We start from the raw sequence: 21,363 nt of genomic DNA on the forward strand, positions 1-21,363 counted from the left end.
GCTATTCGACCTTAACCTGCCTGCTCGGAACCCTTGTTTCCTTCGTCGTGGTTACTGTTTCCTCTGCCTTCCATTGGATTACAGTGCCGGGTTGGCAGGATGTATGGTCAGTCAAATACGAAATGAGCTTTATGATTCTGCTTCCAGGACTTGCAGCCTTGCTGAGCTGGAACGCCGGAATTCGAATGCTGTCACCATTGAACGGGATTTTATTTATTAACTTTGTACCGATTACTACGCTGGTACTCATGTATTTTCAAGGCTATACGATCAGCCAATTCGAGCTGTACGGAACATTGCTGGTCATCTTCGCACTGGTACTGAACAATATGGTTCAGAGAGGTTCTCTACGCACCACCAGCAGTCCACGCCGTATCCGTGTCCGTCTGGATCGGCCCAAGTCATTCCAAAGATAATATCTATCTATAGAGCCATAAATTGTGGCAAAAAGCATAAAAGCGCATGGACAAGGAGAATAAGCTCCTGTATCCGTGCGCTTTTATCGTTTATTATTTTTCTCCGACCTGGAAGCGTCCAACCAGCTCACGCAGTTCCTCAGCCATTTGGCTCAAATCCGCTGAGGAAGAAGCAATTTCCTCGATAGAAGCAAGCTGCTGTTCAGCTGCGGCCGAGATCGACTCGGTGTTGCCCGCTGCCTCGTTCGAAATATGGGAAATATCACTCATAATACTCACGACACCTGCGGCACCGCGGGCCATTCCCTGTGTCACTCCGGTAATGTCATCTATATGCCCCATTGCTCGTTCCACAGCCTGGCTGATTTCCGCAAAGGATTGCTCGGATGTGCTTACTGAATCAATGCCTTCCGTAACCCGTGACCGCGCTTGCTGCATAGCCGTCAAGGCGTGGTCCATATCCATCTGCATCGCCTCAATACGTTCTGAAATCAAGGTCGCGGATTTCGCAGATTCCTCGGCCAGCTTGCGTACCTCCGTAGCAACCACAGCAAAACCTTTTCCATGATCACCAGCGCGTGCCGCCTCAATGGATGCATTCAGCGCCAGCAGATTCGTTTGTTTGGCAATACCGGATATCACACTGATGATATTTCCAATTTCGCCGGAACGTTCATTCAGGGAATCCATCGCATGTCCGAGATCGTTAACAGTCTCGTCAATATCATGCATCTTTTGTACAGCTCGGGTAGCTGCCTTGCTGCCTGATTGTGCAGACTCGGCGTTTCTTTTCACCTGTTCAGATACGCCCACCATACGCTCAGATACACTCGCTGCCTGCTGAGCAAGCTCCTCCATACTTACAGAGCCATGTTTGACGCTTTGAAGCTGACGTTCGCTGCCCACTGCTACTTCCTGAATAGCTATGGTTACATGCTCAATAGCTTTGGTCGTCTGATCTGCGCCCGCAGCCAACTCCTCTGCCGAAGTGCTTACCCGATCTGTAGTTTCGTGTACGCTTCGAATCATCGTGCGCAAGCTATCTACCATCGTTTGGAAGTGGGAAGACAACTGACCAACCTCATCAGTTTTTCCCGTTTCCAAATCGCCTGTCAAATCTCCCTCACTAATCTGCTCTGCCGATTTTTGCAGATTGCGGATCGGTATCAGAACGGAACGAGTAATCAGGAAAATCGCAATAAGTGCAATCACCAACGAGGCTGCCAGCACAAAAATGGTTACGTAACGCATGGCAGCAGTGGCATCGCTAATCTCGGATTGATAGAAGGTGCCTGCAATTTTCCAGCCAGTATCCTTATTCGTTACATAGTTCAGGTACTTCTCTTGACCTTCATACACATATGTATACTGCCCGCTCGGCGCAGCATACATATCATTAATAAAGCTTGCATCAAGAGATGAACCCGGTTTGGCCGTAGGGTGGACCACAAATTTTTTCGTATGATCCAAAATAATGATATACCCCTCCTGCCCCACTTTGATGGAAGCCAGCTTACGTACACTTTCCAGATTCAGAGAGATTCCGATAACCCCGGACTGATCGGAGAGCGTTTGAGATACCACGACAACAGGAATACCCGAAGAATTGATTAGGACAGGGGTGATAGCCACCTTGCCGGGCTGCTTCATGGCTTCGATGTACCAGTCCCGCTTGCGGGGATCATATGTACCTTCGTTCTCTTTGGGTACCCCCCGGATCATCAAGCCCTCTGGTGTACCGACAAAAATATCGTTCGCATCTTCGTGCAAACCTTTGTACTGGATTAGCTTGGGCTGAATCAACGGGCTGTTTCGACCGTCAATCATAGCTCCGTCAAGCCGGTCCGCCAAATACTTCACATCTTTGATTTTACTGGCGATTGCATATTCAATAATGGAGTTGGCCGTGGCTACCCCCTGATTTGCACTGCTGTGAAGTTGTTTCTCCACAGCATTATATGATGATCTATAGGTCGCGATGGATATACTTAAGCTTGGTAACAACAGGACAAGCAGAAAACCTAAAATCAGCTTGTTCCTGAGTGTCCAAATGGTTTTTCTCTTTCGCGTTTCTTCCATGTGTTTTTCCCCTTTGCTTGAAAAGCTATGTTTTTGAAATTACACTCGATGGAAGTTATATCGGTCAAATACAGCAAATGATTTACAGCTATTTTTCATAAATGGGCAAAATAAAAAACCGCGCCCTGAGACTAGGGACGCGGTTATATGAACATTTAGACCTGCACGTTACTGCTTTCAGACTTTTTACGGCCAAACAACTGATCCACCGCCAGAAAGCGTCCACCAACAAGTGCTTGCTGAAGACTAGTGAACAGAATCAGCAGATCAAATTCTATCGACCCAAAAGGCTGTCCTTTTTTAGCAGTCAGCAAGACACCGATCATAACGATGGTCAATGCTGCTCCGGCAAGTCGTGTTCCGATACCCAGGACCAGTGCAATACCGCCAACCAGCTCAACCGTAGCGACCACAGGAGCCAGCCAACCAGGAAGTCCGATACTTTGGAAGAAGCCGGAGGTTCCGTCCAGTCCCTGAAATTTTTGTGAACCGTGAACAATAAAAATAACCCCTGTAAAGATTCGTACCAACAGCAATCCAATATTCGTAAGTGTTTGATTCATATGCTCATCTCCTTTTAAGTTATATACAGATTAGTGACCAACAACACTACATATCGTAGTGCAATGTACAACAATAATTGGCAGCGCATAAAGCGCCACCCTTAAAATATATTTTACCAAACTACATTAACGCTAGTGCAAACATAAGCGTCAGCATCACTAGTACATAGCTGGAAAACATAATCGAACGCCAAGGCATTTGAATGATCGGCTCTTGCTGAGGATCTAGAATACGTGAAATACGATAATTAATGGATGCTTCAGCAAAAGAGGAACAAGCGACGGAGTTTACCAGGCGGGTATTAGCAGGTTTCATACTCAGAAGCTTGAGCAATGCGCTCCCAATTCCCATCGGCGAACCTGTTCGATGAATCGCTTCGTTGTCAGCCAAAATTTCACGGGCTATCTTATAATGGCTGGTAATATGACGCAGTACCGGCAGATAGAACAGCAATGTGGCGCACATTTGCAGCAGCCATGTCTTCAAAGGATCATAATGTTTCATATGATACGCTTCATGGTATACGACAGCCTCCTCCTCGTGTTTGTCCAGTACAGACAGCAATGCGGAGGATAACACAATGCGCGGCTTCCATAATCCCATGGTGAAGGCAGCAGGCTTGGCATAATCAATGACCCAAATCCGGCCAACTCCGAGTTCACGATATCGTTCACCCAGTGCCTCCGTCAGCGACAGGTCACGCATTCGGTGCAGTCTGCGGAAAGCCGCCCGCGTGGCCATACACTGTCGGATCGCTTCGCCCCCGGCGATGCCGAAGGTAAGGAAGACGAGCCCGCTAAGCGCATCTACCATGTAGCCGATTCCGTAATTTTGCAACAGACTTCTGCAAATTTGAAACACGTTAAAATTCAATTCCCAGCCGAAAATGTGCTGCCCGGCGTACATCCCCATCTGTATAAGGGCGAAACCCGATATCAAGGCGCCTGCTGTAAACAGTAATTTAGAACGTGTTTTCCACATCGTTTACATATCCTTTTTCCATTGTTTAATTTTTTGTTCCAGACGTTCGATCAGCACAGGATCGGCCACCTCCAGAGCATCAATCATGTGATTGACGGCAAGTGGACCAAATTCATCCACCAATTCGTGGCTCAGCTCCTTGGACTGTTCGTCCATGAACTCTTCCCTGCTGAGAACCGGGCGATATAAAGACGTTCTTCCACGGATACTCTTACTAAGCATTCCCTTTTCCACCAAACGATTCATAACAGTCATTACCGTATTGAAGTTAAAGTCACGATCCCCCTCCAACGCGGTCTGCACTTCTTTGATACTCCGATCCGAAGTGGACCATAAAATATCCATGATTTTGGCTTCCAGAGGTCCGAAAAAACGGTTGAGTCCAGTTTCGCCAGCTTTAAAATTCAGTCGTTTCATAAGAAGCACCTCACACTACCGATTGTAGTGTATGTATCCTGATAAAGTCAACCGTCACATCTAGTGTCGGCTTCTTCAAGGAATTCATATATCTCCGCCGAATGTCTCCATTCGGCGGAAGTCCATCAGCTTAGATGACCTTTAGTTCAATCGGCCAATCTGTAGCCTACACCTCTTACAGTCGCTATATATTCAGGCTCAGCAGGTCGGTCGTCCAGCTTCTTGCGCAGGCTTTTGACATGTACGTCCACAACGTTGCTGCCGCCCACAAAATCCGTCTCCCAGATATCGTGCATCATTTGCTCACGAGAGATCACTTTGCCTTGAGCATCAATCAGCTTCAACAGCAAATCATATTCTGTTTTGGTCAAACTCAATTGTTTTTCTTCTTTATATACTAGCATTTTGTCACGGTCAATCCAAATATCCTTGAACACGGTACGACGGCTGGTCTGCTCGGCCTGGCGGGAAGCTGCCGGATGACGTACAATCATCCGTTCGATATCGTGCACCATGTGATTGGAAACCAGCGGCCATACCAGAACCTCTTCGGAAGGGAGCAGTTCATGCGCTCGTACTGCTAACCGATCCTGAACCACGTACATGACGGGAATCCCTTTCATATGCTCTGCTGCAAGACGATTGCGGAAATCCAGCAACTCACTACGTGTATCAGTAGCAGTCAAATCGTAAATCAGCAGATCGCTTCCCAAATGGCGCTGCACTTCTGGCTCCCAACGATGGAACACCATCACATCAAAGCACGCGTCTGACAACGTACGTACTAAACCATGAACTACACCCGGAACCGAGCTGATCAGAACGAGGCGACGTGTGGTCGGGCAATACAACGGCTCATTGGAAGGAACCGTCTGAAACGCAGGAGCAGAGGGATCAGATAACATCGTTGTCCAGCTACCATTCACCCGTGTGGGCATCTCATCTGCTTTGAAACGATTCGTTACTTGATTCGCTTGCTTTGGCATTCCTTACACACTCCTCCGAATACGACATGGGCATGGGCAATGTTATATCCCGTTTCATGCGCAACCGTCTCGATCCAATCGTGTGGGACCTCGCTCATCACTTCATCTACCCGTCCACATACCTGACAAATAATATGCTGATGATCATCCATCCGTCCATCATAACGACTCGCAGCTTCCCCCAGCTTCAGCTCGCGGATTAATTCCCTATCGGTTAAATAACGCAGCGAATTATATACCGTTCCATAGGCCAGATTATACCCGCGCTCCATTAACCGATTCATAACATCGGCCGCAGTAGGATGATCGTGGGCTTCACGAACCACATCATACACCGCTTGGCGCTGGGAAGTTAAATTTAAGGTTCTCATACCGCATCTCCCTTAGCTAATGCAGATTATATTTATTATTAAATAGTAATAACAATAATAATTTAATTTAGAATAAGTATAAATCTTAATTTATTTCAAGTCAATGGGATCGGATAAATTAAGCCACTTTGCAACACAATGTATACAAGGTATACATTTCAGCTTATATGCACCGGAGGGATGCTTGATGAAAATACTTTGGATATTCATGCTTTTTATGCTGCTAATGCTCGGAACCAGTATGGGGGTAAACTGGCTTTCCGGTGTTCATCATCATCCCTGGGAGCCTATTTCTTTGGCTTTTCGTACCATGCGACCATCGGAATATGTCGTTCTGGCAGGAATGCTCCTGGTGCTCTTTGTAACCGTGGGCAAAAAGCCAATAGGAAACGCACTTCGCTTCCTTTTCTCGCAATGGTCACGTTTTCTGAGAATTTCTACTCCCAGCTCTGCTTCTCCACAAGAGAGCCGTCAAAAATCAGTATAATGATCTGGGCGCTGCACATAAAAACAGGATGTGCAGCGCCCCTATTGCTGTTCCATATTAATAAATGACCGCATTTCCCAGAAGACAATGGAACATCGGAATGGGCATTTACCCAGTACTAATGTATGTTTTGTCGGCAGGCGCTGACTCACGAGGCATCCTCTTTTCCTTTTTTATTCCGGGTCTTCTTCAGCCATGACACCATAAGCAGCAGGAAAGGAAAAAACACGGCAAATATCGGAAACAGCCATTTCAGCATAAACTCGCCTGTTGCAAGATGATGTTGATAGTTCAGAGCCATCAATACGCAAGAAACCAGCATGATCAGCCCAAAAGGCAGGATCAGTTTATGGTAAGACATTCTTAATACATCCTCCGCAGCCTTAACTGCCGCATAATAGAAGATGAAAATTTTAAAAAAATCAAAGATAATAACGCTCATAACTCCAATAACATCGATCCTGTCGATAAAATCGGATATTTGGACCTTGCTGATCATCGAGAGCAGCGGGTAAGTCGCCCGTTTGAACACGTTCTCTCCCAGCGCAAGCACATTGGACAATGTAACAACAGACAGTAGCAGCCCCCCCAGCAATATAGCGGAGAGCCCTACCCCATTGGCACGGTAGCCTTTTTTTAATGTGGGAAGGATCATCGCAAACGTAACCATCTCGCCGTACGGGAGCATCACGGCTTGTGAATAGACAACTTGCCATATCGGCTGCCAGCCATGCTCAGCTATGGGCAATATATTGCCCACATCCACAATGCCTGCCAACAAAATCAATATATTCGTAGCCAGGCCCAGCAACAGCAGCAAAATCAACATGATGATGCCCGTCCGACCTGCAACCTCGATTCCCAGATGCATCACATACATCACAAGTCCAATCATCAAGGCACAGATGACTGTCAACGGCGTATGCTGGAGTGTCCGGTCGGCAATCAGGATCCCCGTATCCCGAAGATCCCGTGCTCCGCCGTAAAGAAAAAATATGATATATAAAAAAGCAAGGGCACTCCCCGCTTTCTTGCCCAAAAGGGTTCTGCAGTACTGTGTCATGAGCAAGTCGGGAAAGCGTCGGTGAAGACTGCCATAGCATACAAAAAGGATTGCCCCAAAAACCGTGGAAATGAGGACGGCGATCCATGCATCCTTCCCCGCATTCCTTCCGGGAATAGACATCATGGATGTGCCCATTTCAAACAGCACCATAAGAGAGATCATCTCTTTTGCACCTATCCGTATCTTTTCTTTCATGGCCTTCCCTCCTTGTTCTATTTTCACTAGTCTGATTCTCCCTTGGAATATGGATCAGTCCGCGTCTGGGTGTGTTTCAGTACGGAAGTCACTTGAATACGAACGGTGCTTTCCGCAAAGTGACGGCTCCATTCGGAAGAGAGTCTTTTCCATTGTTTGGGATGGCTCCTCTCCAGCGCAAGACCGAAGCCTATTACATCGCTGCGGGTACGCTGAACCTCCCTCACTGTTGAAGCGATCACTTTTTTCGTCTCCTCTGTCCATTGCTCCTGCAACCTTTTCATCGCCTCCGGACTTTTCAGGTTAATCGGACACTCGGTTTCCTGTACCGCTCCGGTCTGTTTTAAGTTAATCACAAAAACAGGCTCCCCTTGCTCCATCCGAGTATGTATATTGGTTGCAGAGAACAAGGTTTCGATGCCAATAGTATCCTTATCCTTACCGCAGCTTAACGTTGTTTCAGCACCTTTCACCTTGTTGTTGATCATTGATAATCCAATCGCCTGGTCATCGTCCAACCAGCGGACAAGTCTGTCCTTTTGGAACACCCCCATTCCGTTAATATGAACAATGGCTTTCGGTAAAATATTGTCCACATTGTTCTTGTTTGGGGCCTGCTCCAAATCCCCATCAACCTGTATGCCCGTCAGCACAGGACCGCCACCCTTATTGATCATGCCGCGAATGACATCGTCGATAGTCACCGCGTAATCCCCGGCATACAAACGATCCGATGTTTCCAGCTTTCCTGAAATATCATTGGCGGGAATTCGGCTGATCGCGGTCATGATTGCCAGCACATCCTTCCCGGTATTACCGCGTGCCACCATCATTTTCACCGACAGCCGGGTTTCTGCAGACCTTTCCAGAAAATCCATCGTATCGCCGATTCCAGCCCGTGCCAGCTTTTCTCCAATAACGACCAGTCTGATATGCGCCAGAGAAATGATCCGCGAAACCCTTTGTGAAGCTCTACGGATCGCTTGAAACAGATTCTTGCCCTTTTCCTGGAACAAGACGACAGGGGTGGTTCCTCTCGCTTTAGCTCCGGCTATTTCATCTGCCACGATGACCTGCAGGGAAACCACATAGCCCGACTCCCCATCCTCATCAATACCTATAGCCGCTACTACTGCTCTCTGGTTCAGCTCCACGGAATCCCAGCAGCCTGATAAAAATGGAATCAACAGTAGCAGGACCAAGCACAGTATCCCTATTCTCCCTTTACAGGTTACTGTGCTTTGTTCATTCCCCTTCCCCTGATACACCCTGATTGCCCCCCTCCTGCATCGGTGTGGTTTTATCGGAAGAGGAATTCCCGCTTCCATCCTTCATTCGTTTCTGGTTCGTAGATGTAATGCCTATAGGACGTTTCCTCATCATCCAGAATGGGAGACGCAATACGGCATCCTTTTGACTCTGCAGCACGAAGGGACTGAAAGGGGCCATGTAGGGGGTCCCAAAAGAGCGCAGGCTGTTCATGTGTGCGATCAGCGCAATCAACCCCAATGTAATGCCATACAGCCCCATAAACGCCGACAATATCATAAAAACAAACCTGAACAGTCTCCCGGCCACCGCCATGTTATAGGCTGGAATGGCAAAGCTGGCTATCCCCGTCAAAGCTACTACAATTGTAAGCAGCGGGGTGACAATCCCGGCCTCCACGGCCGCCTGTCCCAATACAAGCGCACCAATCACGGATACCGTCTGACCACCCGCACGCGGCATTCGAATCCCCGCCTCACGTAAAATCTCAAACGTGATTTCCAAAATGAGCGCCTCCATAAATGCCGGAAAAGGAACGGATTCCCGCTGGGCCAGTATGCTGATCAGCAGTGGGGTGGGTATCATTTCATAATGATATGTTGTTAAGGCAATGTAGAGAGAAGGCCCCAGGATGAGAATAATGAAGCTGATATATCGAATAAGCCGAATGACAGTCCCCATATGGTAACGCTCTGAATAATCCGAAGAACTCTGAAAGAATTGGGCAAATACGGTAGGCATCACGAGTACAAACGGAGTTCCGTCTATGATAAGCGCCACTCGGCCCTCCATAATATTACTGCTGATCGTATCGGGTCTTTCCGAGTTAAAGATCGTCGGGAATGGTGTGGAAGGATTTTCCTGTATCATCTCCTCAACCGTCCCGGATTCGAATACCGCATCAATATTAATGTTTTGTATCCGTTGACGAACCTCATCCACAACGCTCGGGTCTGCAATATTCTTCATATACAGCATGGCTACATTCGTGAGGGACGTACTTCCCACTTTGAACATCTCCAGCGTAAGATCAGCGCTTTTAATCCGTCGCCGAACCAGGGAAATATTTGTGGACATGGATTCTACAAATCCCTCTTTCGATCCTCTGACAACGGTCTGTGTAGTTGGCTCGCTGACCGCCCGTGCCTCTCCTCCGTGTGTGCCGCAGGCGAGGGCTTTTTCACAGCCTTCCAGTAAAACAATCGTATCGCCCATCAGGAGTTGTCCCATCATGGAATTCCAATCATCGCATTCCTTCACCTCACCCAGTTCCAGCGCATGGTCCTGAATCCGGCTGTAAAGCTCTTCAGCACTTTCGGCCTCGGCCGCCACCTCGGCGGATGGTCGGCTAAGCAATGATTTCATGACGAGTTCATTTACGATGTCTGTCTTGGCCATACTATCCAGAAATACAATGGCGGCAGGTACGTCCGCCTTCAGTCCGAGACTAAGGCGGCGGATCAGAAAGTCCGGACTACTAGATGTCAATTCCTTTATTTGCTGCAAATTGGTTTCCAGATCGGCTTCGATCCTTAAAGAATGCGAAGAGCTTCCATTTTTCCTTTCCGTACCCGGCTTTTTGTTATATTTGCGATAGGGATAGCGAATCATGAGCAAACCTCATCTCCAGAGTGGCAGTCCATGGATACCACCTCTTTTTTCCTAATTCTTGTATGTTTGGAGTATGCTCAATCTATTCCCAGTTATACACTAAACCTAAGGGCGAAACGCTATAAGTCACATCCACGTAATAAATTTCAAATAAATTCTTATTTTCAAGCCTTATATCAGTTTTTTTGATAAAATGAAGGAATATGCCTCTCGGGAGGGTTAGCATCTTGTTCAGTACGTTTTTTGTAAATACCTGTATCCTTGTCACCTTTTTGTACATAACCGGCCTTATATCACAAAGATATAAAATCCGCCTACATACCTTAAAGCGTAAGGTACATTGGATCGGAGGGGCTCTTTTTGGGTGTTATGGCATTGTCTTGATGTACTATTCGATCCCAGTGGGTTTTAATACGATTGCCGATCTTCGCCATCTGGCCATCGTAGCTACCGCAGCTTACATTGGCGGCCCAGCAACACTTATCGCCACCCTATTTGTATGTTTAGGGAGATTATTGCTGTTTGGTGTCACCACTCAAGCCATCGTAGGGGCCTTTTTTATGATGCTTGTAGGCCTTGGTTGTGCTTTATTGTCACATCTGTCCTGGTCACGTTTAACGAAGCTGATTGTCATGAATATTCTCGCTTTGGGTATTATTTTCTGTTCTCTCACGATTAATTTGAATAATATTGATGATGTTCTGCATGTTTATCCGCTCCATTTTGTTATTTCCATGGCAGGCGGATTTCTACTATATCTCATTGCTGAGTCCATCAATACCTCCAATGAGCTGTTATTTCTTCTGGAGCATATCTCGTATACAGATCATCTCACCAATTTAAGCAACAGAAGACAGCTTGAATCTTCATTGGAAGAGCAGCTTCCCCAGGCTCGTCAGCGTCACGAGCACTTATCTGTTCTGGTATTGGATATTGATCACTTCAAGGAAGTAAACGATACCTATGGGCATGCCGCGGGGGATGCCGTGCTGCGTCAGCTTGGACAGATTTTGATAGACAAATGCCGTTCTAATGATGTAGTCACCCGTAGTGGGGGAGAAGAATTTACCGTGCTTTTGCCGAATTGCGCTTTTCGGCAAGCGCTGCGCATAGCTAATCAGATCCTTAGCGGCGTAAATCAGTACGAGTTTAAGCTGGCGGACGGGCTAACCCTCAAAGCCACCGTGTCCATCGGCGTAACGACTTATCCTGGTACCGGGGGAGATATATCCGGGGCGGCGCTGTTGGAGCAGGCGGATAAAGCATTATATGAAGCTAAAAATGCAGGGCGTAACCGGGTTTGCTCGTATGAAATATAATTTGGAGCATACGCTTCTACAGAAATAGCCGATACAATTCTCTTATGGAGAGAGCTGTATCGGCTATTATCATTTTGAATAAATGGACTATTCCCTTTGGAAAGATACCTTGATATCCTTGCCTTCATTATGGCTGCAGCTACCCGCTACGAGTGTTGTGCGCTTGGCGAGCGAAGCTAGTGTATGAGACTCCCATACTTCCAGCATACGCCGTTCGCTCTCGGCTAAGATTTCGGATACGGCGGTTGCAAGCTCCTCACAAAAAGGGTTAGTCTCTGGTTCATGCATCATACCCGGGAAAATCGGATCACCTATTTCAATGGCGTGATATATATCGGCAAGTGTAATCTGGTCCGCCGAACGGGTAAGCACATAACCTCCCTCACGGCCTTCGCGTGCTGCTATTAATTCTGCCTGTACAAGTCGCGTTAATACCCTGCGCACTAAAGTGACTTCACAGTCAATGGAACGGGCAATAGATCCGCTGGCACATAGCTCTCCATACTTTTCCAAATAGACAAGCGCCTTTACCGCCACCCCAAGCCATCTGGGCGTTGCTGTACGTAGTCTTTTTTCACTATTCAAATGAAATGACACCCCTAAGCTGTAGAAACTTCGTTGAATGCATTGTACGTGAAGTCAGAAGTAAGTTCAAGCCTACAGTCTAGAACCTCCTGTAGCACAAGTACTCAGGGTAAAATGACTTAGCCGCACTTCGCCACTCAATCACAGATACACATCACGTGAACCAGAGACTGGACCCAGTGCCTCGGAGAGCGTGATCCATGCTTGCGCTCCGCCCGTATTGCCAACGTTCATACGTGCTACAGCTGCGTTGTCCGGCGTATCCAAGCGAAGCTCAATTGCTGCGTTGCTGCTATTGCCTGACACGGGGCATTGAAGCTCGACCGCGTCCGGCGTATCTAATACGACGCCATGAAAGGCAATCCAGCCAGGACGCTGAGGTGAATATGGACATACACAGGCCTCCTTTTGCTCCTTGCTTTCATCCAGCAGAATGTTGGAACAATCATCAAAGTTCTCAGCGCGAATGCGTTGTCCGGTTTGTCGTGGCGGAATGACTTCGCCTCGAACGTTCACAGGGTACTCCATCCGGATATCCGCTGAAGAAGCACCTGCCAGCAAGGTGTACTCTCCAGCTTCAACGCAATAGCGATCCTGCGTGACATCCCAAATCGCCCAATCCTTCACTCGAATCGTAAAAGAAACTGTTCTCGTCTCACCCGGCTCCAAGCGGATGCGTTGAAATCCGCACAATATCTTCAACGGCGCTTGACTCGCGAAGCTCCGGGCCGTACATATAGCTGCACGACCTCCTCACCGGCAGCTACGCCCCGATTAGTCACATCCACCCATACGTTAAGAGTATCCACTACGTCCAGTGCGGCAATAGCGTTTACTTTACTCCCGCCATCTTCTACACCAGCCGTGTCGCTTGGACGAGTCGCTTGGACATCTGTGTACAGCTCGCTATATTCAAATGGCGAGTACGTCAGCCCGTGACCAAATGCATATAAGGGATCACCTGCAAAATATTGATAGGTGCGGCCGCCGCGAATAATATCATAATCTTTAATATCGCCTAATTGTTTCTCGCTCTGATACCATGTCATGTTCAAACGACCCGCGGGCGCGTAATCACCGAATAGTACATCGGCTACTGCCGCGCCATGCTCTTGACCCGCATGGGAGGTGTACATAATCGCCGGGACATGCTCCTGAACCCAGGGAATGGCATACGGGTAACTGCCTGTCAAAACCACAATCGTATTCGGATTGACACGGTACACTTCCTCGATGAGCCGCTGCTGGGAAGCTGCCAATTCCAAGCCTGGGCGATCATTCTCCTCCTTTCCGTTAATGAGCGGATGATTGCCGACGAATACAATCGCTGTATCTGCCGCTTGCGCAGCGGCTATCGCTTCTGTTAAACCATCCGACACCTTTTCTACCTGAAACGCCGTATGGCCCTGTCCTGAGTCTGTTGTGGCCTCCACTACCTTTAATGAGCCTTCCTCCCCTGCAATCACAGGCTTTCCATTCCATGTCGTCCACAGATGATCCCCTTTTTCAACAGGAGTCAGTCCGAAGACTTCTTTAACATACCAGCCATATGCCTCTTCAGCTGTCACGCGAAGCGTTTCCTCATCGCTCGTTACGTAAGTACCCAAATGCTCATCGGTCAACGTCACGCTTCCATAGCCCCAATCCGTCACGGTCCCTGACAATATCGTTCACCCCATGATAAAGCGTAGCAGGTGTTCCATTAATCAGGTTATAAGAGGTCATCATGGACTGGGCTCCGCCTTCCGTAAAGGGCTTCTCAAAGGCTCTCAGATAATATTCTCTCAGGTTTCGCGGATCAATGCTGGAAGAACCGCTTCCCCGATCCACTTCATTATTGTTGCCCAGGAAATGCTTTAACGTCGCGACCGCTTTCAAATATACCGGATGATCACCCTGTATTCCCTTAACCAGCTCCTTCGATAGCTCCCCTGTCAAATACGGGTCCTAGCCATAGGCTTCCTCATTACGTCCCCACCTTGGGTCACGCTCCATATCCACCGTAGGTGCCCACAGGGTCAGGCCATTTAACATCGGATCACGACGGTAATAGACACGCGCCTCGTCTGCAATCACAGAGCCGATTTGCCGCATTAATTCCGTATCCCATGTACACGCCAATCCCACGGACTGAGGAAATGAAGTCGCCTCACCCAGCCAGGCTATTCCGTGTGCCGCTTCCGTACCGTGCTTGTAAGCCGCCACCCCCAAGCGGTCAATGGCAGGCTGATATTGCAGCATGGGATTCAATCTTTTCCTCCAAGGTTAATCGGGACACCAGATCCCGTACACGCTCGTCCAGGTGAATCCTCTGATCTTGAAATAAGTATTCGATACCCGTTGTTTCATGACTCATATCCGTCATCTCCTTGTCTCTATCCAGAATGTAATAAAAGTACATCCTGAAAGCGTTTCAATTTATCATAGCGAAAAAGGATACGTCCGGCAACAATACCGAAATCCACCTTTATTTGAAGGAGGAGAGGCCATAGAAAAAACAAAAAAAGTTATTTTTTCCTGCAATATTCCAAGCTAAAAATAATATCTTTTGGTATAATCAGGATATACCACGAAAGGAGGAAGCTAAGATGAAAAATACTGGAATGACACGGCCTCTGGATCAATTGGGGCGAATTGTACTCCCTAAGGAAATGCGCACCACGATGGATATCAATATTGGTGATTCGCTAGAGTTTTTCGTAAATGAAGATGGATTTGTGTTGAGAAAATATACCGGGGTCTCCTGCAAATTTTGCGGTACAGTTGATCATTTAACTTATTTTCGAGACAGCTTTATTTGCGCGGACTGCATCCAGGTATTAAAGACAGAGGAAAATGTACATGCCACCAGCACCGATGCCATCCAGGCTCAAGAACATGCCAAACCGATCAGAACCAACACAACCTTGCAGGCTAAGCAATCCAGAGTGCAGCAGGGTGAAATGGTAAAAAAGCTCCGCAAGCTGATTCTGGAACATCCAAACCTGCCACAAAAGGTTTATGCCGAAATGCTCGATATTTCCCAAGGCCGGGTGTCTCAGTTAAAGAAGCTACTCTAAATCATCAAAAAAATGATATCCCAAAAATAAATATTTACGCTATAAGACCGCAATTTTATATTTATTTTCATCACGTATTCCATAGTCAGGTATAGAGTAAAGAGCATATCTCCAGATGTGTTCCTCACTCTATGCCTGACTTTTTTGTACTTTCCGTCCCCACCCGAATGTGACAATAGTCACATACTCACATACCATCCGTATATACAATATATAGACTGAAACAATTGGTTAGAACACAATATCATCAATATGTTGTTTTTGTGAAAATAATATATATTTTACTATATGGAGGGTTTTAAGATGAAAGTGTTAGAGGAACAGCAATTATACGACATCGGGAAGCGGGTCATAGGGGCACAAGATCTGGACATGCTGCGCGAGAACGCAAACTTGAACGGAGAATCATTCAGCGGAAAAATGAGCAAGCTCGGCTCCGAGTATGCCAAATGGTATGCGCGCCTGCGCGTGCTTCCTCCTGAACTGACCAACGCTATTGATCACGGTTATGTATATGTTCACGATTTGGACCAATATGCGCTTGGAACAACAAATTGTATCTTTATTCCGTTTGGTCGTTTGCTGCAAGACGGCTTTAATACAGGCAACGGGTCTGTGCGCACACCTCAAACGATTATGTCCGCTATGGCATTGGTCGCCATCATATTCCAATCTCAGCAAAACAGCCAATTCGGAGGTGTCTCCGCCAATAAAATAGATTGGGACCTTGCCCCATACGTTTCCCGGTCCTTCCGCAAGCACCTGCGCAAGGGACTCCGGCTGTTTGAGGAAGAGATTAAGCCTGCTCTGTCTGAGGATGAATTACATATGGCCAATAGTCAATTGCAAGCAATCTGCCCTCGTTCATACGCATTTGCATGCGAGGAAACGGAAGCAGAGACCCGGCAGGCCGCTGAATCGCTCATCCATAACCTGAACACGATGAGCAGTCGGGCAGGGGGACAGATTCCGTTCACTTCACTGAATTACGGGATGTGTACCTCCGCTGAAGGACGACTTGTCTCGCAATCACTGCTGGAAGCCACGATTCGCGGCCTGGGCAGCGGAGAAACTCCTATTTTTCCACAACATATTTTCCAGTGCAAAAAAGGGATTAACCAGGCAGAGGGCGATATCAACTACGATTTGTTCTTGAAGGCGGTAGAATGCTCCAGCAAACGGATGTATCCCAATTTTGTGAATGTGGATGCTACCTTCAACCTGCCCTATTACCGTGCAGATGATCCGGATACCATCATTGCAACGATGGGCTGCCGTACCCGCACCATTTCTGACCGTTTCGGCAGAAATCGGCAGAGCGGCAAGGGCAATCTCTCGTTTAATACGATTAATCTGGTGCGGCTCGGGATTGAATATGGCATTTGCACAGGCAAGCGCAAGCTGCCTGACCGGGATGGCTTTGACGCCAAACTGGAAGAGGTTATGCGCATTGCTGTGGATGGACTCATGCATCGCTATCATATTCAAACTAGCCAGCCGGCCAAAGCGTCAGACTTTATGATGCGCGAAGGGGTATGGGAAGGCGGAGAAAAGCTGGAGCCGGATGAACAAGTGGGAAGCGTGCTCAAGCACGGTACACTGTCGCTCGGGTTTATCGGGTTAGCCGAATGCATGAAGGCACTGTATGGCAAGCATCACGGAGAGGACGACGCTGTATACCGTGAGGCTCAGCGAATCATCACTTCCATGCGCATGTATTGCGACCGGATGAGCGAATATCACAACCTGAACATTACGTTGTTCGCTACACCTGCCGAAGGTCTGTCCGGCAAGTTTACACTGCTGGACCAACGTGATTTCGGAATTATTCCTGAGGTAAATGATCGGGAATACTATACGAATTCTTTCCACATCCCTGTGTATTACACGCTCCCGGCTGCCCGTAAAATCAGTTTGGAGGCTCCGTTCCATAATCTGTGCAACGCCGGTGCGATTTCGTACATTGAACTGGACGGTAATGCACGGAATAACCCGGATGCGTTTCTTAAAATTGTACAGTATGCACTCGGTCAAAATATCGGCTACTTCTCCATCAACCATCCGGTGGACCGCTGCACAGACTGCGGCTATGAAGGAATTATTGGGACAAGCTGCCCTCAATGCGGCACAGACGAGGAGCACACCCACTTTCAGCGCTTACGTCGGGTAACCGGATATCTGACAGGGGATTATACCGTTCGCTTCAATGCTGCCAAGCAGGCCGAAGTTCGCGATCGGGTGAAGCATAAGTGAATTTGTGCGGCTATATTCCGGAATCTCTGAACGAAGGGGACGGCCTGCGCTCGGTCGTGTTCATTAGTGGTTGCCGCCATGCCTGCCCCGGCTGCTTCAACCCGGCGTCGTGGAGCTTCCGCGCAGGTGAGCCATTCACACCGGAACGACAACAGGACGTCATCCGTGACATCATGGATAACCCGTTGTTGGATGGGCTGACCCTGTGCGGAGGAGACCCGTTCTTCTCGGCGGCGGAATGCTCGCAATTTGTACGTGACTTTCGCACAGCCTGTCCCGACCGAACCGTGTGGGCCTATACGGGTTTTGTCTATGAGGATTTGCTTGCGGATCAGGCACGACGGGAGTTGGCACTGCTGTGCGACGTGATTGTGGACGGACCTTTTGTAGAACAACAAAAGGACCTGACCCTCCGCTTTCGAGGCAGTCGCAATCAGCGTCTGGTGGATGTAAAAGCCAGCATTCAGGCTGGTCATGTCGTTTCATTAGCTTGAGATCATCTTATTCTCTGCCAAATCGTTATGCCCTCAGACAAGTCCCCCACTTCTGGGAGGGCTTGTCTTTTTTTCTATTGCGCATCCCGTCCGTTTCACTTATGATGATGAACAAGTATACGAGTGCATAAATATTCGTCATACCTTAATTTCATAGCTTGGAGATAGGTGTCTGTTCTATTCAGTTCAGGCTTAAAAGGGAAGCCGGTGCAAATCCGGCACGGTCCCGCCACTGTATACGGGGAGTTTTCAGCTATTCATACATCCACTGGTCCACACATAGACCGGGAAGGATCGCTGAAAGTCATGATCCGTGAGTCAGGAGACCTGCCTATTTCAACAACATCGCAAGTACCTACGGGAGATAGGGAGGTGTTAAGAGCAGTCACCGTATTTTGATTTTTTAATTTCGGAGGCATTCTTTCCCCTACTCATTTTTAAGCCTTGGGGATGGAATGCCTTTTTTGGTACGAAAAAATAAACTGGCTGCCAGCTAGGAGGAAAAGCATATGTCCATGAACAAATGGCCTGAATGGTCCGGCTTGATTAGCAGTAATCTGGGTTATCCGCGTATCGGCGGAAGCCGGGAATGGAAGAAAGCGTTGGAACGCTTCTGGAACGGCAGCATTGACGAAAAGCGAACTGCATGTCGAGATGAGAAGGTTGCGCCTGGAGCATCTGCGCAAGCAGCAGGACAAAGGAATTGACCTCATTCCTGTCGGAGACTTCTCCTATTACGATCACATGCTCGATACATCCGTCATGTTCGGCCTGGTACCGGAACGTTTCAACTATCAGCCCGCAGGTCCGGTTCCTTTATCCGTTTATTTCGCGATAGCTCGTGGGCAAAAGGGGGCTACCGCCAGTGAAATGACCAAATGGCTAGATACCAATTACCATTACATCGTGCCTGAATTGGCAAATGCAGCCCCGGTGTTCACTGAAAATAAACCCTTACAGGCTTATCTTGAAGCCAAGCAGGAGCTGGGCATTGAAGGCAAACCGGTCATCATCGGTCTCGGCGTGTACGATATCCATAGTCCACGTATTCCCGATGTGTCCGAAATGCTGAATATGATCCAGCGTGCTCTGCGCGTCCTGCCATCAGATTTGTTCTGGGTGAATCCGGACTGCGGCCTGAAAACCCGCACCAAGGAGGAATCTATCGCCGCATTGCGGCAAATGGTGGAGGCCGCTCAGACCGCCCGAGATGCGTTGGCTGTATCCAACTGAGTTCTTTATCGTGTCACATCAACGCCATCATTTTCACAAATCCCCTTTCCGGTCCTTTCTGCTTAAAGCCGGAAGGGGGCCATTCAAGATCATATAATGTATATGCACCTTAGGCATTCCGGTATTTTTCCACTATGGACGTATAATGATGGTGGATAGATTTAGAATTTGGAAATGGATAGTCGACGTATATGACATATACTGTACCCCCGTTTCCAGTCCATCTTTTGATCAATTTTCCATAAAAAGTAATCTTTAACTCTGCTGAATACTTTACAATCTATCATTTTAATAAATGAAATTAAAGCAGCGTTCTATTTGCAACATTCGTCAGTATTCGGGATATTCCCAAATTAAATTGCTTTCTTCTACAATATTCGCTAAAATATGCAGCCTTCGGAGAAGCAAAGCCCGTCATTTTACCCGAAGGTTTTTTCATAAAATTTAACACCTTGCATTAATCAGTACATGATGTTAAATTATACCTGACTACTGTTCTATGATTAGTACCTGTGATAAATTAAGCACAACACACGTTTCTTCCTTATTACTCCGAACAACATCTATGAAGCATTGATAACATCCAGAAAGGGAGAACCGCTCGTGAATGTGAACATCCAATTCAAAAAAGGGGTGCTAGAACTGTGCGTTCTGGTTCTAATTGGTCGCAGGGACCGATATGGCTACGATTTGGCTCAGGCCGTCTCCCGTCATATTGAAGTAGCCGAAGGGGCTTTATATCCACTGCTTCGCCGTTTGGTATCAGAGGGATACTGCACAACCTATTTACAGGAATCGGCTGAGGGACCTCCCCGCAAATATTATCGGCTGACCGATACAGGCAACCATTATACGATAATGCTTACACAGGAATGGAATGATTTTGTCCATCATGTCGCAAGCCTATTGGAGGAAGGAATTCCCGATGAATAGAGAACAGTTTCTTATAAGCGGGACCGAGAATTACCAAGAGCCAGGCAATCCCGCTACTGTTTCTCAATTTGTTAATCTCCATCCCGATTCTAGCCACTCTGTGGGTGATATGGGCTTCGTTGGCCTCAGCATCGGTTAGCTTCGTTGCTGCTCCCCAGAGTACGTTACCTTCTTCCTCAGTGGAGGCGAAATTTGGTTCGAGGAACTTAAAATTGTATAATGTAACCATGTGCTCATATGTACACACCGTTATTTATAAGGAGGAGACTGGATGGAACTTAAAAATAAAACAGCTATTATTACAGGGGCCAGCAAAGGAATTGGCAAAGCAATTGCCGAAACCTTGGCCAGGGAAGGCGTTAATCTGGGGTTAATTTCACGCACATTGACTGACCTGCAAAAATTGCAGGATTCGCTAGGAAGTACATACGGCGTGAAGGTGGTGAGCGCGGTTGCAGATATATCGGATCGCACACAGGCTGCTGCCGCTGTAGCATCGCTGGAGCACGAGCTGGGCGCTGTCGATATTTTGATCAACAACGCAGGAATTGCTACCTTCGGTACAGTCGCAGATATGGACCCTGAAGAGTGGGAACGTATTATTCGTGTCAATTTGTTGGGGACCTATTATGTTACACACGCGGCTCTCCCAAGCATGCTGGCACAACAGAGCGGAAATATCATTAACATTTCCTCTACAGCAGGAGAACGGGGCTTTGCGACAGGCTCGGCATATTGCGCATCCAAGTTTGCTTTGATGGGCTTCACGGAAGCACTGATGCAGGAAGTTCGCAAATCCAACATTCGCGTTACCGCGCTAACCCCAAGCACCGTCAATACAGAACTGGCGGCAAACGCAGGCTTGCCTATTGGCGACGAGGATCGCATGCTTCAGCCGCAGGATTTGGCTGATTTAACTTTGGCCGCATTGAAGCTGCCTCCTCGTGTTCAATTAAAAGTAGCCGGTATTTGGACAACCAACCCACAATAATTTGACACGACATCTTAGATTCATTGGCTGTATCATGCTCCGGTAAGCGTAACT

Annotated in this window: 19 protein-coding genes, 3 pseudogenes and 1 riboswitch; of the genes and pseudogenes, 10 read left to right on the plus strand and 12 right to left on the minus strand. The window is 47.7% G+C overall.

What is annotated here, in order from left to right:
• Window positions 1-416 (plus strand): annotated as a pseudogene (locus tag L693_RS30475) (EamA family transporter); the annotation flags it as partial.
• Window positions 417-509: 93 nt separating this feature from the next.
• Here L693_RS30475 and L693_RS0106845 read toward each other — a convergent pair.
• The 6 genes from L693_RS0106845 to L693_RS0106870 form a co-directional block, all read right to left on the minus strand.
• Window positions 510-2,495 (minus strand): methyl-accepting chemotaxis protein, encoded by a 1,986-nt coding sequence (locus L693_RS0106845; protein WP_025716629.1) that lies wholly within the window; start codon window positions 2,493-2,495, stop codon window positions 510-512.
• 155 nt (window positions 2,496-2,650) lie between these two features.
• Complete coding sequence (locus tag L693_RS0106850) at window positions 2,651-3,058, minus strand: DoxX family protein (protein ID WP_025716630.1); 408 nt, start codon at window positions 3,056-3,058, stop codon at window positions 2,651-2,653.
• 121 nt (window positions 3,059-3,179) lie between these two features.
• Window positions 3,180-4,040 (minus strand): M56 family metallopeptidase, encoded by an 861-nt coding sequence (locus L693_RS0106855; RefSeq protein WP_025716631.1) that lies wholly within the window; start codon window positions 4,038-4,040, stop codon window positions 3,180-3,182.
• A gap of 3 nt (window positions 4,041-4,043) precedes the next feature.
• Window positions 4,044-4,457: a BlaI/MecI/CopY family transcriptional regulator gene (locus L693_RS0106860; RefSeq protein ID WP_025716632.1), complete on the minus strand. Its 414-nt coding sequence runs from the start codon at window positions 4,455-4,457 to the stop codon at window positions 4,044-4,046.
• Between the two features lie 146 nt (window positions 4,458-4,603).
• Window positions 4,604-5,443: a response regulator transcription factor gene (locus L693_RS0106865; RefSeq protein ID WP_025716633.1), complete on the minus strand. Its 840-nt coding sequence runs from the start codon at window positions 5,441-5,443 to the stop codon at window positions 4,604-4,606.
• Window positions 5,419-5,814 carry a Fur family transcriptional regulator gene (locus L693_RS0106870; RefSeq protein ID WP_025716634.1) on the minus strand — a complete coding sequence of 132 codons (396 nt, stop codon included), beginning with the start codon at window positions 5,812-5,814 and terminating at the stop codon, window positions 5,419-5,421. Before L693_RS0106870 ends, L693_RS0106865 begins: the two co-directional genes overlap by 25 nt.
• 187 nt (window positions 5,815-6,001) lie before the next feature.
• On the opposite strand from L693_RS0106870, the gene L693_RS0106875 reads away from it, so the two are divergent.
• Window positions 6,002-6,301, plus strand: coding sequence for a hypothetical protein (locus tag L693_RS0106875; RefSeq protein WP_025716635.1), 300 nt, complete (start codon window positions 6,002-6,004; stop codon window positions 6,299-6,301).
• A gap of 148 nt (window positions 6,302-6,449) precedes the next feature.
• Here the strand turns inward: L693_RS0106875 and L693_RS0106880 are convergent, their stop codons facing one another.
• From L693_RS0106880 to L693_RS0106890, 3 genes are read right to left on the minus strand one after another with little or no spacing between them, the layout of a single operon-like run.
• Window positions 6,450-7,562, minus strand: coding sequence for a GerAB/ArcD/ProY family transporter (locus tag L693_RS0106880; protein ID WP_025716636.1), 1,113 nt, complete (start codon window positions 7,560-7,562; stop codon window positions 6,450-6,452).
• A gap of 26 nt (window positions 7,563-7,588) precedes the next feature.
• Window positions 7,589-8,830 (minus strand): Ger(x)C family spore germination protein, encoded by a 1,242-nt coding sequence (locus tag L693_RS0106885; RefSeq protein ID WP_081752099.1) that lies wholly within the window; start codon window positions 8,828-8,830, stop codon window positions 7,589-7,591.
• Window positions 8,808-10,442 (minus strand): spore germination protein, encoded by a 1,635-nt coding sequence (locus tag L693_RS0106890; protein ID WP_025716638.1) that lies wholly within the window; start codon window positions 10,440-10,442, stop codon window positions 8,808-8,810. The genes L693_RS0106885 and L693_RS0106890 overlap by 23 nt, the downstream gene beginning before the upstream one ends.
• A 227-nt stretch (window positions 10,443-10,669) precedes the next feature.
• On the opposite strand from L693_RS0106890, the gene L693_RS0106895 reads away from it, so the two are divergent.
• A complete protein-coding gene (locus L693_RS0106895; protein WP_025716639.1) occupies window positions 10,670-11,761 on the plus strand; it encodes a GGDEF domain-containing protein in 1,092 nt (363 codons plus the stop codon).
• An 87-nt stretch (window positions 11,762-11,848) separates the two neighbouring features.
• Here the strand turns inward: L693_RS0106895 and L693_RS0106900 are convergent, their stop codons facing one another.
• The 3 genes and pseudogenes from L693_RS0106900 to L693_RS32345 all read right to left on the minus strand — a co-directional run bounded on the left by L693_RS0106900 (window position 11,849) and on the right by L693_RS32345 (window position 14,702).
• Window positions 11,849-12,346 (minus strand): RrF2 family transcriptional regulator, encoded by a 498-nt coding sequence (locus tag L693_RS0106900; RefSeq protein ID WP_025716640.1) that lies wholly within the window; start codon window positions 12,344-12,346, stop codon window positions 11,849-11,851.
• A gap of 72 nt (window positions 12,347-12,418) precedes the next feature.
• Window positions 12,419-14,494 (minus strand): annotated as a pseudogene (locus L693_RS27770) (glycoside hydrolase family 3 C-terminal domain-containing protein); the annotation flags it as partial.
• Between the two features lie 67 nt (window positions 14,495-14,561).
• Window positions 14,562-14,702 (minus strand): hypothetical protein, encoded by a 141-nt coding sequence (locus L693_RS32345; RefSeq protein ID WP_442950165.1) that lies wholly within the window; start codon window positions 14,700-14,702, stop codon window positions 14,562-14,564.
• 232 nt (window positions 14,703-14,934) lie between these two features.
• On the opposite strand from L693_RS32345, the gene L693_RS0106930 reads away from it, so the two are divergent.
• The 7 genes and pseudogenes from L693_RS0106930 (at window position 14,935) to L693_RS0106965 (ending at window position 21,309) form a co-directional block, all read left to right on the plus strand.
• Window positions 14,935-15,405: an AbrB/MazE/SpoVT family DNA-binding domain-containing protein gene (locus L693_RS0106930; RefSeq protein WP_025716645.1), complete on the plus strand. Its 471-nt coding sequence runs from the start codon at window positions 14,935-14,937 to the stop codon at window positions 15,403-15,405.
• Between the two features lie 303 nt (window positions 15,406-15,708).
• A complete protein-coding gene (locus tag L693_RS0106935; RefSeq protein WP_025716646.1) occupies window positions 15,709-17,658 on the plus strand; it encodes an anaerobic ribonucleoside triphosphate reductase in 1,950 nt (649 codons plus the stop codon).
• Window positions 17,655-18,152: an anaerobic ribonucleoside-triphosphate reductase activating protein gene (gene nrdG / locus L693_RS0106940; RefSeq protein ID WP_025716647.1), complete on the plus strand. Its 498-nt coding sequence runs from the start codon at window positions 17,655-17,657 to the stop codon at window positions 18,150-18,152. Before L693_RS0106935 ends, nrdG begins: the two co-directional genes overlap by 4 nt.
• Before the next feature lie 149 nt (window positions 18,153-18,301).
• Window positions 18,302-18,501: riboswitch (cobalamin riboswitch) on the plus strand.
• A 160-nt stretch (window positions 18,502-18,661) separates the two neighbouring features.
• Window positions 18,662-19,169, plus strand: a pseudogene (locus L693_RS0106950) (5-methyltetrahydropteroyltriglutamate--homocysteine S-methyltransferase); the annotation flags it as partial.
• 48 nt (window positions 19,170-19,217) lie between these two features.
• Window positions 19,218-19,385 carry a hypothetical protein gene (locus L693_RS32350; RefSeq protein ID WP_442950166.1) on the plus strand — a complete coding sequence of 56 codons (168 nt, stop codon included), beginning with the start codon at window positions 19,218-19,220 and terminating at the stop codon, window positions 19,383-19,385.
• A 603-nt stretch (window positions 19,386-19,988) separates the two neighbouring features.
• Complete coding sequence (locus L693_RS0106955) at window positions 19,989-20,318, plus strand: PadR family transcriptional regulator (protein ID WP_025716650.1); 330 nt, start codon at window positions 19,989-19,991, stop codon at window positions 20,316-20,318.
• 271 nt (window positions 20,319-20,589) lie between these two features.
• Complete coding sequence (locus L693_RS0106965; protein WP_025716651.1) at window positions 20,590-21,309, plus strand: 3-ketoacyl-ACP reductase; 720 nt, start codon at window positions 20,590-20,592, stop codon at window positions 21,307-21,309.
• Window positions 21,310-21,363 lie beyond the last annotated feature (54 nt).

Origin of the sequence: Paenibacillus sp. 1-18 (assembly GCF_000520755.1) — a bacterium.
Taxonomy (GTDB): Bacteria; Bacillota; Bacilli; order Paenibacillales; family Paenibacillaceae; genus Paenibacillus; species Paenibacillus brasilensis.

What these genes read in the sequence shown, in the direction of transcription:
- L693_RS0106845 (WP_025716629.1), bottom strand. Translation starts at nt 2,495, where the DNA reads ATGGAAGAAACGCGAAAGAGAAAAACCATTTGGACACTCAGGAACAAG.
- L693_RS0106850 (WP_025716630.1), bottom strand. Translation starts at nt 3,058, where the DNA reads ATGAATCAAACACTTACGAATATTGGATTGCTGTTGGTACGAATCTTT.
- L693_RS0106855 (WP_025716631.1), bottom strand. Translation starts at nt 4,040, where the DNA reads ATGTGGAAAACACGTTCTAAATTACTGTTTACAGCAGGCGCCTTGATA.
- L693_RS0106860 (WP_025716632.1), bottom strand. Translation starts at nt 4,457, where the DNA reads ATGAAACGACTGAATTTTAAAGCTGGCGAAACTGGACTCAACCGTTTT.
- L693_RS0106865 (WP_025716633.1), bottom strand. Translation starts at nt 5,443, where the DNA reads ATGCCAAAGCAAGCGAATCAAGTAACGAATCGTTTCAAAGCAGATGAG.
- L693_RS0106870 (WP_025716634.1), bottom strand. Translation starts at nt 5,814, where the DNA reads ATGAGAACCTTAAATTTAACTTCCCAGCGCCAAGCGGTGTATGATGTG.
- L693_RS0106875 (WP_025716635.1), top strand. Translation starts at nt 6,002, where the DNA reads ATGAAAATACTTTGGATATTCATGCTTTTTATGCTGCTAATGCTCGGA.
- L693_RS0106880 (WP_025716636.1), bottom strand. Translation starts at nt 7,562, where the DNA reads ATGAAAGAAAAGATACGGATAGGTGCAAAAGAGATGATCTCTCTTATG.
- L693_RS0106890 (WP_025716638.1), bottom strand. Translation starts at nt 10,442, where the DNA reads ATGATTCGCTATCCCTATCGCAAATATAACAAAAAGCCGGGTACGGAA.
- L693_RS32345 (WP_442950165.1), bottom strand. Translation starts at nt 14,702, where the DNA reads ATGAGTCATGAAACAACGGGTATCGAATACTTATTTCAAGATCAGAGG.
- L693_RS0106930 (WP_025716645.1), top strand. Translation starts at nt 14,935, where the DNA reads ATGAAAAATACTGGAATGACACGGCCTCTGGATCAATTGGGGCGAATT.
- L693_RS0106935 (WP_025716646.1), top strand. Translation starts at nt 15,709, where the DNA reads ATGAAAGTGTTAGAGGAACAGCAATTATACGACATCGGGAAGCGGGTC.
- L693_RS32350 (WP_442950166.1), top strand. Translation starts at nt 19,218, where the DNA reads ATGCTGAATATGATCCAGCGTGCTCTGCGCGTCCTGCCATCAGATTTG.
- L693_RS0106965 (WP_025716651.1), top strand. Translation starts at nt 20,590, where the DNA reads ATGGAACTTAAAAATAAAACAGCTATTATTACAGGGGCCAGCAAAGGA.